13 protein-coding genes are annotated in these 15,697 nt (G+C 34.7%); 7 read left to right on the plus strand and 6 right to left on the minus strand.

What is annotated here, in order from left to right; genetic code table 11:
- Positions 1-18: 18 nt before the first annotated feature.
- The 4 genes from ACEN2N_RS17175 to ACEN2N_RS17190 form a co-directional block, all read right to left on the minus strand.
- Positions 19-2,793 (minus strand): bifunctional aconitate hydratase 2/2-methylisocitrate dehydratase, encoded by a 2,775-nt coding sequence (locus tag ACEN2N_RS17175; protein WP_441825471.1) that lies wholly within the window; start codon positions 2,791-2,793, stop codon positions 19-21.
- A gap of 361 nt (positions 2,794-3,154) precedes the next feature.
- Positions 3,155-4,108: an AAA family ATPase gene (locus tag ACEN2N_RS17180; protein WP_441825472.1), complete on the minus strand. Its 954-nt coding sequence runs from the start codon at positions 4,106-4,108 to the stop codon at positions 3,155-3,157.
- A gap of 4 nt (positions 4,109-4,112) precedes the next feature.
- Positions 4,113-5,576 carry a peptidylprolyl isomerase gene (locus ACEN2N_RS17185; RefSeq protein ID WP_441825473.1) on the minus strand — a complete coding sequence of 488 codons (1,464 nt, stop codon included), beginning with the start codon at positions 5,574-5,576 and terminating at the stop codon, positions 4,113-4,115.
- The gene (locus ACEN2N_RS17190) at positions 5,545-6,444 is read right to left on the minus strand and encodes a peptidyl-prolyl cis-trans isomerase (protein ID WP_441825474.1); all 900 of its coding nucleotides are present in this window, start codon (positions 6,442-6,444) and stop codon (positions 5,545-5,547) included. The genes ACEN2N_RS17185 and ACEN2N_RS17190 overlap by 32 nt, the downstream gene beginning before the upstream one ends.
- Positions 6,445-6,651: 207 nt before the next feature.
- On the opposite strand from ACEN2N_RS17190, the gene ACEN2N_RS17195 reads away from it, so the two are divergent.
- The 4 genes from ACEN2N_RS17195 to ACEN2N_RS17210 all read left to right on the plus strand — a co-directional run bounded on the left by ACEN2N_RS17195 (position 6,652) and on the right by ACEN2N_RS17210 (position 10,209).
- The gene (locus ACEN2N_RS17195; protein ID WP_441825475.1) at positions 6,652-6,891 is read left to right on the plus strand and encodes a hypothetical protein; all 240 of its coding nucleotides are present in this window, start codon (positions 6,652-6,654) and stop codon (positions 6,889-6,891) included.
- 9 nt (positions 6,892-6,900) lie between these two features.
- Complete coding sequence (locus tag ACEN2N_RS17200; RefSeq protein WP_441825476.1) at positions 6,901-8,031, plus strand: serine hydrolase; 1,131 nt, start codon at positions 6,901-6,903, stop codon at positions 8,029-8,031.
- A gap of 18 nt (positions 8,032-8,049) precedes the next feature.
- Positions 8,050-8,793 (plus strand): 23S rRNA pseudouridine(2604) synthase RluF, encoded by a 744-nt coding sequence (gene rluF, locus ACEN2N_RS17205; RefSeq protein WP_441825477.1) that lies wholly within the window; start codon positions 8,050-8,052, stop codon positions 8,791-8,793.
- A gap of 105 nt (positions 8,794-8,898) precedes the next feature.
- Complete coding sequence (locus tag ACEN2N_RS17210; protein WP_441825478.1) at positions 8,899-10,209, plus strand: carboxypeptidase-like regulatory domain-containing protein; 1,311 nt, start codon at positions 8,899-8,901, stop codon at positions 10,207-10,209.
- A gap of 97 nt (positions 10,210-10,306) precedes the next feature.
- Here ACEN2N_RS17210 and ACEN2N_RS17215 read toward each other — a convergent pair whose 3' ends face one another.
- Entirely contained in the window at positions 10,307-10,819 is a 513-nt protein-coding gene (locus ACEN2N_RS17215; RefSeq protein ID WP_441825479.1) for a fasciclin domain-containing protein, read from the minus strand.
- A gap of 302 nt (positions 10,820-11,121) precedes the next feature.
- Positions 11,122-13,332, minus strand: a complete 2,211-nt coding sequence (locus ACEN2N_RS17220; protein WP_441825480.1) for a RecQ family ATP-dependent DNA helicase — start codon at positions 13,330-13,332, stop codon at positions 11,122-11,124.
- A gap of 172 nt (positions 13,333-13,504) precedes the next feature.
- Between ACEN2N_RS17220 and ACEN2N_RS17225 the strand changes: the two genes are divergently transcribed.
- From ACEN2N_RS17225 to ACEN2N_RS17235, 3 genes are read left to right on the plus strand one after another with little or no spacing between them, the layout of a single operon-like run.
- Positions 13,505-14,482 carry a KpsF/GutQ family sugar-phosphate isomerase gene (locus ACEN2N_RS17225; protein WP_441825481.1) on the plus strand — a complete coding sequence of 326 codons (978 nt, stop codon included), beginning with the start codon at positions 13,505-13,507 and terminating at the stop codon, positions 14,480-14,482.
- Positions 14,482-15,363: a twin-arginine translocase subunit TatC gene (tatC, locus tag ACEN2N_RS17230; RefSeq protein WP_423998496.1), complete on the plus strand. Its 882-nt coding sequence runs from the start codon at positions 14,482-14,484 to the stop codon at positions 15,361-15,363. Before ACEN2N_RS17225 ends, tatC begins: the two co-directional genes overlap by 1 nt.
- Positions 15,347-15,697, plus strand: a complete 351-nt coding sequence (locus ACEN2N_RS17235; protein WP_133686936.1) for a carboxymuconolactone decarboxylase family protein — start codon at positions 15,347-15,349, stop codon at positions 15,695-15,697. Before tatC ends, ACEN2N_RS17235 begins: the two co-directional genes overlap by 17 nt.

The raw sequence follows: 15,697 nt of genomic DNA on the forward strand, positions 1-15,697 counted from the left end.
TATATATTTTGAAATTAGTTATCTTACCAACTGTTTTGTTGAAGGTTTAAACTTAGTTAAAACAATACCATCTACTGCAGCTTCATATTCTGCCATAGTAGGGGTTCTACCTAAAATTGTAGATAATACGACTACGGGAGTAGAAGACAATAAGGACTCCCCTTTTTTCTCACCAGAATCTTTTACGACCCTACCTTGAAATAAACGTGTTGAAGTTGCCATTACCGTATCGCCTGGTTCTGCTTTTTCTTGGTTACCCATACATAGGTTACAACCCGGTCGTTCTAGGTATAGCATGTTTTCGTACTTTGTACGTGCCAAACCTTTTGGTGCGCTATCGTCGAATTCGAAGCCTGAGTATTTTACTAAAACATCCCAATCGCCTTCTTCTTTCAACTCATCAACAATGTTGTATGTCGGTGGTGCAACAACTAATGGTGCTTTAAATTCTACTTTACCATATTTAGCTTCTAAATTCTTCAACATATGAGCTAATATTTTCATGTCGCCTTTATGAACCATACAAGATCCTACGAAACCTAAATCTACTTTCTTAGTTCCACCATAGTAAGATAATGGTCTAATATTATCATGTGTATATCGTTTAGAAACATCGTCATTATTTACATCTGGATCCGCAATCATTGGTTCAGATATTTCATCTAAATCAATAATTACTTCTGCATGATATTTAGCATTTGCATCTGGTCTTAAAGAAGGTTTTATTCCCGTTTTAAGTTCTGTAATTCTAGTTTCAGCCTTGTTAACCAAACCTTGAAGTACTCCCTTAGCATTGTCCATACCTTTCTCGATCATGATTTGGATACGACCTTTTGCAATCTCTAAAGACTCTATTAAGGTATCATCTTCAGAAATACAAATAGATGCTTTCGCTTTCATTTCCGCTGTCCAATCAGTAAATGTAAAAGCTTCATCGGCGGTTAATGTTCCGATGTGTACTTCTATTACACGACCTTGAAATACGTTTTCACCACCAAACTGCTTTAACATTTGAGACTGCGTTGCATGTACCACATCCCTGAAATCCATATAAGATTTCATTTGCCCTTTAAAAGTTACTTTAACTGACTCAGGTATTGGCATTGAAGCCTCACCTGTAGCAAGTGCTAATGCAACTGTACCTGAATCTGCTCCAAAGGCAACACCTTTAGACATACGAGTATGCGAATCTCCACCAATAATGATGTCCCAATCACCAACCGTAATATCATTCAATACTTTATGAATAACATCTGTCATCGGAAAATATTTTCCTTTAGGATCACGACCGGTAATTAAACCAAAATCGTTCATAAAGCTCATTAATCTTGGAATATTAGCCTTTGACTTATCGTCCCAAACTGATGCTGTATGACAACCAGATTGATATGCTCCATCAACAATTGGAGAAATAACCGTTGCGGCCATCATCTCTAATTCTTGAGAAGTCATTAAACCTGTAGTATCTTGAGATCCTACAATATTTACTTCTGCACGTACATAAGAACCAGCGTGCAAAGTTGCACCTGATGTACCAACAGCATTTCTATTGAATATTTTTTCTACAGCTGTTAAACCTTGACCTTCAATTGTGATTTCTTTTGAAGGAGCATATACAGGCACTACAGGTATACCTAATACCTTAGAAGCAAAAGTTTGTAGTTTTTTACCAAAAACAACAGCGTAAGATCCGCCTGCTTTCATAAACTCCATTTTTTGCGGAGTAAATGCTGCAGAAATATCTTTCAATTCTACTTTACCGTGATAAAGTTTTTTCTCTTTAGTATTTATAGTAAGAACTGTACCCGTTGCTACAGAATACATTTGCTTTAGAATTGGCTCACCATCTGCATCGACAATAGTATTGCCTTCAGCATCTTTTTGCTTTACCCAGTTTTTAAGATCTAAACCAATACCACCGGTTACACCAACAGTTGTCAAGAAAATTGGAGCGATACCATTGGTACCAGCGATAACTGGAGCAAAATTGATAAAAGGCACATATTTGCTAAAAGGCACCCCTGTCCATAATGCTACGTTGTTCACACCAGACATTCTAGAAGAACCAACACCCATTGTTCCTTTCTCGGCAATCAACATTACACGCTTATCAGGATGTTGCGCTTTTAAAGCCAATAATTCCCTTTGCATTTCTTTGTTATGCTCGAACATACATTGACCATGTAACTCACGATCTGATCTTGAGTGTGCATCACCACCTGGAGATAACAAATCTGTAGAAATATCACCGACACCAGCGATATAGGTAACTACTTCTATTTCTTCTTCTATTTCAGGAAGCTTTGTAAAAAACTCTGCCTTAGCATAGCTTTCTATAATTTCTTTTGCCATTGAACTACCACTTTTTAAAGCCTCTTCTAAACGAGAAGTATCAGCCTCATAAAGAAAAACCTGTGTTTTTAAAACATCGGCCGCTTGTTTTGCCAATATAACATCAGATCCCAAAGCGACATCTAATAACACTTTAACCGAAGGGCCACCCTTCATGTGAGATAATTGTTCAAAAGCAAATGCTGGCGTAATTTCTTTTACAACCGACTCACCAAGAATAATTTCTTTTAAAAATTTAGCTTTAACACTGGCAGCACTAGTAGTACCAGGTAAAACGTTATAGATAAAAAACTGAAGAGAATCTTCTCTATACTCATTATCTACATCTTTAATCTGCTCAATAATTTTGCTAAGTAATTCAGCTCCATCAATCGGCTTCGGGTGAAGACCCTGACCTTTACGATCTTCGATCTCCTTTAGGTAATCTTTATAAATGCTCATTAAAAAGTAATTTGAATTTTAATTTTGGAATAAAATTGAAGTCCGATTTTCATCATCGTAACAGTAGAATTGAAGATAAATGTACTATCACAATTGGTTCAATTTGAATGATAACCTTGATTTTTGAATACTACTATGTTGAATAAGAGCAGAATAGTCGCCAATAATCATATTAAAAGTCATCCGTTATATAATTTTAGGTTAACGCAATTCAGTAAAATTACGCATTATAGAACGCATTTAAAACTAAATAAGTATGATAAGGAGCTTTTTATCAAATGAAGTAAAAAGCTAAGTGTTCTAAAACAAATTCGTGATATATACTAATAAATGTAACAGAGACTTTAAAAAACGCACCTCATTAAAGCAATTTATTTATAATATCTTCTTCGCTGATACCTTCTGCTTCAGCTTTGTAGTTTTTAATGATACGATGACGTAATATTCCCTTTACCACGGCATGTACATCTTCAATGTCAGGTGAGAATTTGCCATGAATAGCTGCATTTGCCTTTGCCCCCAAAATAAGATTCTGAGAAGCTCTCGGACCAGCACCCCAATCTAAATACTGCTTTACATAATCTGAAGCCGAGTCTAAATTAGGTCGTGTACTATTTACTAATTTAACTGCATACTCGACAACATTATCGGCAACAGGTATTCTACGCACCAATTCTTGAATATCAATAATATCTTGTGCGTTAAATAACGGGTTAACCACCTGTTTTCTATCTGCAGTCGTATTTTTAACTACTTGAATTTCTTCTGCTATGGATGGGTATTTTAATTCAATAGCAAACATAAAACGGTCTAACTGCGCTTCAGGTAATGGGTAAGTACCTTCTTGCTCAATTGGGTTTTGTGTAGCTAAAACGAAGTATGGTAATTCTAACTTATGTTGATGACCTGCAATAGTTACCGCCCTTTCTTGCATCGCTTCTAAAAGTGCTGCCTGAGTTTTTGGGGGAGTTCTATTGATTTCATCAGCCAAAATAATATTCGAAAAAATCGGACCTTTTATAAACTTAAAGTTTCTATTCTGGTCTAACACTTCACTACCAAGAATATCACTTGGCATTAAATCTGGCGTAAATTGTATTCTTTTAAAATCAAGACCTATTGCCTGGGCGATAGTATTGACCATTAAAGTTTTTGCCAAGCCTGGCACGCCGATCAACAATGAGTGACCACCTGTGTAAATAGAAAGCAGAATCTGCTCAATAACCTCATCTTGACCTACAATGATTTTGGCTATTTCCTTTTTAAGCTCCGCATGTTTTATTACTAGGCGTTCTATTGCTGCAACGTCTGACATATATTTATTCTTTTACCCATTTATTAGCGAAATCACAATCTTGATTTTCTTCATTAACGCTTATATAGGTATCCTTAATATATTTGTCCATCCATTTTTTAATGGCGTTGTATTTTTTCTCAGTAAGTGCTAATTCTTGGATTTTAGTATAATCTTTAGAGAAATCGGCAACATGTTCATCGTACCTGTTGGTAATCTTCAAGATTTTATATTTCGGAGCACCACCTCTTGGATCTTCTTCTAATACAGGATATGTAATTTCATTATCCTTCAAGTTCTGAACTTGATTATAAAGTGTAGGATCCATTTTAGTCAACTCAAACTTAGAATCGAAGTTTACGGGATTACGTAACAATCCGCCATCAAACTTCGTTTCTTTTTCATCAGAGAAATTTAAAGCAGCCTCTGCAAAAGTAAATTCTCCATCAATAATTTTCTTACGAATACTGTCCAACTCCGCTTTCGCTTCTTCCATAACATTTTGCGAAATTTCAGGAATTACCAAAATGTGTCTTAAATCTAGCTCTTGACCTCTAATTTTTTCGATATAAATAATATGGTAACCAAAAGCAGTTTCAAAAGGTTCAGAAACTTCACCTTCTCTTAAACTAAAAGCAACATCTTTAAATTTCTTATCAAAACCGGTTTCTTTAGTAATACTGTAGAACCCACCTTTCGATTTCGAACCTGGATCTTGAGAGTACAAAATTGCTTTTACACTAAAACTAGCATCATTATCATCAACATCTGCCTTAATTTGATTCAACTTATCAATTACCTTCTGCTTTTCTTCATCAGATGGTTCTGGCTCTTTTGTAATCTGGGCAATTTCTAACTCAGCACCAAATACCGGGCGCTCATCTTCAGGAATTTTATTAAAGAACTGACGAACCTCTTCAGGTGTGATTTCGATTTCTTTAATAATATCTTGTTGCATACGCTCAGACAGCATACGTAACTTGTTTATTTTATACAGCTCTTCTCTAAAGCTAGATTCATCTTCTTTTTTGTAGTACTTCAACACCTTGTCCATAGAACCGATCTGTTGTACTAATGATTGTAGTTGACGGTCTCCGGTAGCATTTACCTCATCATCTGACACCAGAATACTATCTTGAACAGCTTGGTTTGCATACAAACGATCTTCCATCAACTTTCCTAGAAGTCCGCAGTGCGTAATATCTTCTGTAGATGCGCCTTGACTTTTAAGATCTATAAGTGTTTTCTCAATATCAGAATCTAAGATTACGTAGTCGCCAACAACTGCAGCGATACCATCTAATTTAATTCTCTTGAAATTAATTGTCGAGTCTCTTTTAACGGGAGTAGCTTCTGCAATAGCTTCCATTGGCTCTATCTGTTCTTCATGAACATTTGGTATAGAATCTTGTGCTGTTACAATACCTGAGAACAGCAACACTGCACCGATGTAAATACTATTTTTTGTTTTCGAAAAGTTCAAATTCATTATCCTTGATTGCTTCATCTAATAATTCAGTTTCTAATTTGCGTAGGTAGTCCATTTTTCTACGGCTTAATAAAACTTGTTCTATGGTAGGCTTTATAAAGGACAAAGGTGCAATATCATTAACATCTTTAATTTCCTCTATTTGTCCCAAATATACCCCGATTGAATCCTCCAATTCAAAAAATTGTGAATTTTTTAAGTACTTATTGGCGTTGTCGACGTTTATTGGCGGTATTTCTTCGAATATTCTAGTATAACGTACCCAAATAGAATCATTAAAATTCAGTTTATTGAACTGAACACCAATGGAATCTAAATAACGAACATCATCTTTTTTAAATCTCTTTAGTCTTTTAGCTACCTCGTCTTGATCTAAAAAACCTTTAGGTAGTGCTACAAAGCGAATTCTTGCAATTCGTTCTTTAAGCTTAAAATTCTCTTTACCTTTTTCGTAGAAATCCTTCAATTGCTCATCGGTAATTAAAGAATCTGTAGCCTGTGCAACCAAAGCTTCTTTATAAACACGTGTGTATAAATCGGTTCTATAATCATCGACCAACGCATTATACTCTGCAAGTTTTTCTTCAGACAAATTAATTTTAGCCTTAGAAAGCAGTAGCTGTTTAGAAGCCCAATTGTTTATGTAATTTGTAGCAAAAGAAGCACTGTCCCCTTTTGTCATATTTTCTGTTAGCAACGGCTCTAAGTCTTCTTGATATAAAAAACGCTCGCCTACCCTAGCGATAACTTTTCTTTCTTCTTCTTTCTTAAAAAGACCGTCGCATGAAATAAAGACGATAGAAATTAACCCTATGGTTATTATAGGATAAAATTTGCGGAGTAAAAACATTGATTTCTTAAAAAACATCGAGCAAAAATAGTAATTACCAAATCGTGTGCAAATGCTTCATGATTTACTTAACACGTTTTTAGGGATTACAAGATATAACAATTACCTAATAATCAATTAAAATTAGTAATTGAGAAAATTGTAATCTGGCTGCGAACTCACCATAAACTGCCATTTTTTAGGTAAATTTGTGTACTTATATTTTTAATTTAACACCGCATATTTTTGAACAGACAAATAAAATTAATTTGGGATTTTCGAGGTCCTGCAGCATTAAAAACTGCAGAACACCATGTTAAGCACCTTAATGAATTTATAGCTATTGAAAAAACCGCATTGAACATTACGGGTTTTAAAGAACTTAATGATATGTATAGCATTGCATTTATGGTGGTAGAGGAGAAAGAAATGATATCGGTAAGAGATAGATTGAAACCACACAGAGGTGAAGTTTACACCCCCTAAAATATGGTTATGAAGCATTTTCTTTTTTTTATATGCCTTGTACTTTTATTCTCTTGCGCCCAAGAAAAGCAGAATTTAAATTTTCTTGAAGTTGCACTATCCTCAAATGACTCAAGAATTAAAAGGGTAATGGATAGCTTAGATCTTTATCAAGTTCAAATACGGTACACACAAATAGATCGAAGAAACGACAGTGTTATTTTTACCGACTACGATTTTCAGATTAATGATAGCATGTATTTTTACCCAGCGAGTTCGGTAAAGTTTCCCGTGGCGGTATTAGCTTTAGAAAAGCTTAACCAAATAGACAGCTTAAACTTAAACACCAGATATTACATAGAAGGTGATACAATTGAAAGTACGGTAGCCAAAGATGTATCTCAAATTTTTGCAGTTAGCGATAATCTAGCAAATAATAGACTGGTCGAATTTTTAGGCTTTGAAGAAATAAATCAGAATTTAACCAATAAAGGTATTTCACCAGTTAGAATAAGTCATCGATTAGGGTATCATTCAGATGACTTAAGAACCAAACCCCTAATTATTTATTTAAACGACTCAACAACGGGCATCACAAAGTCTATACTAAATAAAACCCCTGACAAACTAGAACTATTAGAAATTGAAAAAGGAATAGGTTATTATGAAGACGATGAGCTAATTGTAGAACCATTCGATTTTAGTCAAAAAAACTACTATCCTGTATCATCACAACACAACTTATTAAAGCGAGTAGTATTCCCAGAGAATTTCGATGCATCAGAACGTTTTGATATTAATCCCGAACAACGAGATCTTCTCTTAAAAGCCATGCATACCGTACCTCAAAAAGTTGGTTATGATCCAACAACATATTATGATGGCTATTGTAAATTTTTCATGTATGGCGATAAGAAGGATGACATACCCGAACATATCGAAATTTATAATAAAGTAGGATTTGCTTATGGTACGTTAACCGATTGCGCATATATAAAAGACACCGAAAAGAATATAGATTTTCTTTTAACTGCAACAATTTTGGTAAACAAAGATGGTATCTTTAATGATGACGCCTATGAATATGATGAAATCGGAATTCCGTTTTTAGCGCAGTTAGGACGAGAGATCTATAACCAAGAAGTAAACAGAAAACAATAACAGAACTGTAAGTTGACTATGCAAGACGACACCAATAAAACAAGAATTAACAAATACCTAAGTGAAGCCGGTTATTGCTCGCGTAGAGCTGCAGACAAACTTATTGATCAGGGTAGAGTAACTATAAATGGAGAGGTGCCAGAAATGGGTACCAAAATATCTACTGGTGATATTGTTAAAGTTGACGGTGAGCTAATAAAAGAACCAAAAGGAAAATCGACCTATTTGGCATTTAACAAACCTGTAGGCATAGTTTGTACGACAGATACGGGTGTTGAAAAAGATAACATCATAGATTATATTAATTACCCAAAGCGTATTTTCCCTATTGGTAGATTAGATAAACCTAGTGAGGGACTCATTTTTTTAACCGATGATGGTGATATTGTGAATAAAATTTTGCGTGCCCGTAATAACCACGAAAAAGAATATTTGGTAACTGTAGACAAACCCATTACAATAGATTTCTTAAATCGGATGCGAAGAGGCATTCCTATTCTAGACCAAGTAACTAGAGAATGTGAAGTCTTTGAAGTGAGCACATACCAATTTAGAATAATTCTTACCCAAGGCCTTAACCGTCAAATTCGTAGAATGTGTGAGTATTTAGAGTATAGGGTAAAGAAATTGAAACGAATTAGGATTATGAATGTTCAACTAGATATACCTGTCGGTAAATGGCGTGATCTTACCGAAGAAGAATTAAAAGAGATAAATAGATTAGTTAGTACGTCATCAAAAACATTTGATAGCAACAAATAATCATTACATACTAGCTATTTTTTCTAAAGGACAGCACAGTTAATTAATATAAAAATAACACCTTAATTAACTAAAAATCACTATCTTAAAACAAAAAGTTACGCTATGTCAAGAAAAAACCTCAACATTATTAGACCTCTTAGTTTAAAGTATGTATTGGTTCTGTTTTTTTTAACAGGATCTATATTTACGACCATTACCGCGCAAACAAATAACTTTACAGAGTATTCTGGGGAAGTTATAGATGCAGATAGTAAAAAACCTTTGGTTTTTGCAACCTTAACGATTAACAATACCAACGTTACTACTATTACAAACTCTGAAGGACAGTTTTCCCTTAAAGTACCCAAAGAATACCTTAGCAACAACCTAACGATTAGCTTTCTAGGTTATAAGACCAAGCAAATAGCTATTTCTCAATTAGAACTGGAGAAAAATAAAATAGTTATGGATGAGTTTGTCGTTGCACTAGCTGAAGCGCGTATCGACGCTCCAAACGATGCAGAAGCCTTAGTCAAAGAAACACTCGACAGAAAAGGGGATAATTACCTTGATGAAAATACGGTAATGACCGCATTTTATAGAGAAACGATTAAGAAAAGAAAAACTAATGTTAGTTTATCTGAGGCTGTAGTTAATATATATAAAACTCCATATTCCTCTAAAAAGACCGATGCTCTTGAGCTTTATAAAGCACGTAAAAGCACCGACTATTCTAAATTAGATACGGTTGCATTAAAATTACAAGGTGGTCCGTTCAACACCTTATTTGTTGATATGGTAAAGTATCCAAATTATATATTCACTGAAGAGACATTGAAATATTACGATTTCTCGTTCAATACATCCACCCGTGTAAACGATCAATTAATATATGTTATCGATTTCAAACAAAAGCCTGAAATTATTGATCCCTTATATAATGGCAAATTATATATAGATGCAAAGAACAAAATTTTAACCAGTGCTGTATATTCTTTAAACATTACCGATAAGAGATTAGCATCTCAAATGTTCGTGCGCAGAAAGCCGAAGAATGCCGAGGTTTGGCCAACAGAGGTTTCGTATCGAGTTGACTACCGCGAGAAAAATGGTAAATGGTACTATGGGTATAGCAATGTACTTTTAGAATTTAAAATTAATTGGGACAAGCGCTTGTTCAATTCTGTTTACAGTATGAGCTGTGAAATGGCAATTACCGACTGGGAAAAGAATATTGATAACAGTATACCAAAGTCTAAAGATAGAATGAAGTCATCTATTATATTAAGTGACGAGGCAATCGGTTTTGCTGATCCAGATTTCTGGGGAGAATACAATATCATAGAACCTGAAAAATCAATTGAATCTGCGATTAAGAAAATACAGAGACAATTGCGAAAAGACAAATCTGGTAGTGGTACAGCGGCACGCTAAAAAACACAAAGATTTTAAGTAGTGTTTAGAAAAAATCCCTTTGCTATTCTGTTGAAAGAATTACAAAGGGATTTTTATTACTTGTAGTATGTTATATTTATTTTGGCATTACTACAGAATCTATAGCATGAATAACTCCGTTGCTAGCAGCTACATCAGCCATTACAACAGTTGCCATATTTCCCTTTTCATCTTTCAACATTACTTTATCTCCATTCAATGATAAAGTAATTGTACCACCTTGTACAGTCTTTACAGCAAAAGAACCACTGTTATCTGTTATAGCTTTGATAACATTAGCAGCCATAAATTTACCAGATACTACATGATACGTTAACAAACCACTTAGGGCATCTTTACTGCTTGGCTCTAACAAAGATTCAACTGTACCAGCTGGTAAAGCTTCGAATGCACTATTTAAAGGAGCAAAAACGGTAAACGGTCCTTCACTACTTAATGTTTCCACCAAATCGGCAGCTGTAACAGCCGCAACTAAAGTTGTAAAATTGTCATTTGATACCGCTACATCTACAATAGTTTCTGACTGAGCGTAAATGTTGGTAGCAAATAATGTAATTGCACTTAGTAAGGTAATTTTTAAAATTTTCATAGTTCTTTATTTAGATTTCTGTAAAAGTATAACGGAACTACAAGTAATAGTCTTAAATTTTGTTTAAAATTTTAATAAAAAAGTTAAACAATTTTTAAGTATTTCATAATCAATCACTTAACAAGTAAAATTAAAGATATAAAACCTAAAATCAATCTTTTTGTATGACAAATAGCACCTATCACACAAAAAAGTCTATTATAAATAGCATATCAAATTCTATTTATATTAGATTCAAATTAAAAATCCATCAAACTACCTAGAGGGTTTGATGGATTTGTAAATAAATTATTTATTCGAGATTAATTCGCCACTTCACTAATAAATTTTAAACGGTAGAGTCTTAATTCCTCCTCCTCATAATCACCATCAAATTCGGCCATAGCCTCTTCTAAATCGTCAGTATCGGCTTCTAAAAAGTATTCATGAATCTCTTCTTGCTGATCCTCGTCTAAAATCTCATCAATCCAATAATTGATGTTCAACTTGGTACCACTATATACGATTTGTTCCATCTCTTTAATCAAATCCGGAATTTCTAATCCTTTTGATGAAGCAATATCAGATAAGGGCAGTTTTCTGTCCACATTCTGTATGACATATAATTTCAACGCAGAATTTGCACCTGTACTTTTTACTACAAGGTCATCTGGTCTTATAATTTCATTCTCCTCAACATACGTATTTATAAAAGCTAGAAAAGGTTTACCATATTTCTTCGCCTTACCTTCACCAACACCATGAACATTTAATAACTCTTCATGCGATATTGGGTATTTCAGCGCCATATCTTCTAAAGATGGATCCTGAAATACTACGAACGGAGGCACACCTAATTTCTTCGCTTGTGCTTTTCGTAAATCTTTTAATTGCTTCAATAATTTTTCATCTGCAATACCACCAGACTTAGCGGCACCTACAATGGCATTATCATTTTCTGCATTATACACATGATCTTTGGTCATCATAAAAGATGATGGTTTACTTAAAAACTCATTTCCATTATCAGTTACGTGCAATACGCCGTATTGCTCTATCTCTTTTCTCAGAAGTCCGGCAACCAAGGTTTGGCGAATCAACGCCATCCAATAGCTTTTATCTTTATCTGAACCAATGCCAAAAAATTCTTTTTCATTGGTTTTATGCGAAGAAATAATTGCGTTCATTTTACCACGCAATGTATTTACAATTTCCTTAGATTTAAATTTCTCACTTGTACCCGTTACAACTTTAAGCAGCTTTTCAACATTATCTTTAGCTTCTTCTTTCTCTTTAGGGTTTCTGGTATTATCATCCATTTCGGCACCATCGCCGTTAACATCATCAAACTCTTCTCCAAAATAATGAAGCATGAATTTACGTCTAGACATCGAGGTTTCTGCATAAGCAACTACCTCTTGCAACAGTGCATTCCCAATTTCTTGTTCAGCGACCGGTTTACCCGACATAAATTTCTCTAACTTCTCAATATCCTTATAGGAGTAATACGCCAAACAATGCCCTTCTCCACCATCACGACCAGCTCTACCGGTTTCTTGGTAGTAACTTTCTATACTTTTCGGAATATCGTGGTGAATTACAAAACGTACATCTGGTTTATCGATACCCATACCAAAAGCAATGGTAGCAACGACCACATCTACATCTTCCATCAAGAACATATCTTGGTATTTCGATCTTGTTTTCGCATCAAAACCTGCATGATATGGTACGGCACTTACACCGTTAACCTGTAATACTTGCGCTAACTCCTCGACTTTTTTACGGCTAAGGCAATATATAATTCCTGATTTACCCGAATTTTGTTTTACAAAACGAATGATATCAGCTTCAATATTCTCTGTTTTCGTACGTACTTCGTAAAATAGGTTAGGTCGGTTAAATGAAGCTTTAAACAACTTCGCACCGCCAATACCTAAATTCTTGATGATATCTTCTTGTACTTTAGGTGTCGCGGTAGCAGTAAGACCGATAATCGGAATATTCTCTCCCAGACGCTCCACTATTGATTTAAGATTTCTATACTCAGGTCTAAAATCATGACCCCATTCAGAAATACAATGTGCCTCATCTACTGCTACGAAAGAAACCGATACCGAACGCAAGAATTCTACATTCTCTTCTTTAGTCAACGATTCTGGTGCCACGTATAACAATTTGGTAACACCATCTGTTATGTCTTGTTTTACCTGCTTGATCTCACCTTTGTTCAAAGAGGAGTTTAACACATGGGCAATTCCAACCTCAGAAGAAACTCCACGAATGGCATCAACCTGATTCTTCATTAAAGCGATTAACGGCGATACAATAATTGCCGTACCCTCTTGCATAAGCGCCGGCAATTGGTAGCAAAGAGATTTACCACCACCAGTGGGCATGATTACAAACGTATTATTCTGTCGTAAAACATTTTTGATTACTTCTTCTTGAAGTCCTTTAAATTGAGAGAAACCAAAAAACTTTTTTAAAGAGGAATGTAAATCGATATTGTCAAATTCTTTACTGTCTGTCACATTTTACATTTAAGGGGACACTACTTGCTTTTAAATTTATAAGCGAACAAAATTACAAAATACCAGACTTGGCGTTTCTAAATTATTATGTGATAATCGACATATAAAATTAAGTTTGTTTAATTTTGTCATCTTAAAGATAATACATTCTTTTAGGAATACAATCCATAATTTGAATAATAGATTGATTGCAACGGACACCATTATTGACTTAGCGAAAAAAACCATTGAAACTGAGCGTGATGCTATAGCACAACTTACCACTCATTTAACCGATGATTTTGCAAAAATAGTCAACTGCATTATTGAGGCTAAAGGTCGCGTTATCATTTCTGGTATTGGTAAAAGCGCCATTATCGCAACAAAAATTGTAGCTACCCTTAATTCTACTGGTACTCCCGCAATTTTTATGCATGCTGGTGATGCTATACACGGAGACTTAGGCACAGTACAAGATAATGATGTAGTAATCTGTATTTCTAACAGTGGTAATACCCCTGAAATTAAAATGTTAGTTCCACTTATAAAAAGAGGAACAAACAAACTAATTGCCATGACCGGTAATACCGAATCTTTTTTAGCAAAACAAGCCGATTATATTTTAAATACCCATGTAGAAAAAGAAGCTTGCCCTAATGGTTTGGCACCTACAACGAGTACAACGGCACAATTAGTTATGGGCGATGCCTTGGCTATTGTTCTTTTAGAAATTAAAGGTTTCAGTAGTTCAGATTTTGCAAAATACCACCCAGGTGGCTCTTTGGGTAAGAGATTATATTTAAGAGTTGCAGACTTAGTAAGTAAAAACCAAGTGCCTCAAGTTCAAAAAGGCGAAGAGGTCAAAAAAGTGATTGTAGAAATTTCTAAAAAAATGCTTGGTGTTACCGCTGTTCTTGATGGCGAAAAAGTTGTTGGTATCGTTACCGATGGCGATATTAGGCGTATGCTAAATAAACATGACAATATTAAAGGCCTAACCGCTGAAGATATTATGACCAGCAACCCTAAAACTATACCTGCAAATACGCTGGCTATTAAAGCATTAGAACACATGCAGAAAAAGGGTATTTCTCAATTATTAGCCATGGACAAAGACACGTACGTCGGCGTTATCCATTTACATAATTTAATAAACGAAGGTATTTTATAATGAGTTCCAAAGCTACCACGCCTCCAAACGAGATGTCTTTTCTCGACCATTTAGAAGAACTAAGATGGCATTTAATTAGATCGACTTTGGCTGTTGTCATAATTGCAAGTGTTGCCTTTTTAATGAAAGGTTTCATTTTTGACACGATTATATTCGGTCCTAAAAACATGGATTTCCCTACCTATCGTTTCTTTTGCAATATAGCCACATGGTTAAATGAAATTCAATCTTTTACCGTAATAGATTCCTCTTTCTGTGGTGATGAATTTCCGTTTACTATTCAGAGCCGTGAAATGGGCGGACAATTTTCTGCACACATCTGGACCTCTATTTGGGCAGGTGTCATTATCGGATTTCCTTATATTTTATATGAAATGTGGAAATTTATTAGTCCTGGTCTTCATGCGAACGAACGTAAGAATTCTCGAGGATTTATACTTATTGCTTCTCTATTATTTTTTGTTGGAGTATTATTCGGATACTATATTGTAGCACCACTTTCTATCAATTTCTTAGGATCTTACGTTGTTAGTGATTCTGTATTAAACGAGTTCGACTTAGATTCTTACATCGGCACCTTAAAAATATCTGTGCTTGCCTGTGGTATTTTGTTCGAACTACCAATTATCATTTTCTTTTTGACCAAGGTAGGTTTGGTTACACCGGAACTAATGAAAAAGTATCGAAAAATTGCATTGGTAATTGTTCTAATACTTTCTGCGGTAATTACCCCACCAGACGTTACAAGTCAAATTATAGTTGCCATACCGGTAATATTCTTATACCAAATAAGTATTTATATATCTGCCATGGTACTTAGAAAAGAAAGAAGAAAAGCTGAAAAAGAAAAAAAAGCAAATAGAAATGTCAAACCAAATTGAAGAATTTAATGCCTATCGTTCTAAGATGAACGAAAAGCTGTTGGCCGATAACAATAAGATAATTAAGCGTATTTTTAATTTAGACACCAATGCCTATGCTGCGGGTGCTTTAGATGTTAAAACAAAAGAGTTGTTAGGTCTTGTTGCTTCAGCAGTTTTGCGTTGCGACGATTGCGTAAAATACCATTTAGAAAGCTCACATAAAGAAGGCGCCTCTAAAGAAGAAGTAATGGAAACTTTAAGTATTGCTACTCTTGTTGGCGGTACAATTGTGGTACCACATTTAAGAAGAGCATATGAGTATTGGGAAGAATTAGAAAACCAACAAGGTTAA

The organism is Maribacter spongiicola (genome assembly GCF_052119685.1).
Taxonomy (GTDB): Bacteria; Bacteroidota; Bacteroidia; order Flavobacteriales; family Flavobacteriaceae; genus Maribacter; species Maribacter spongiicola_A.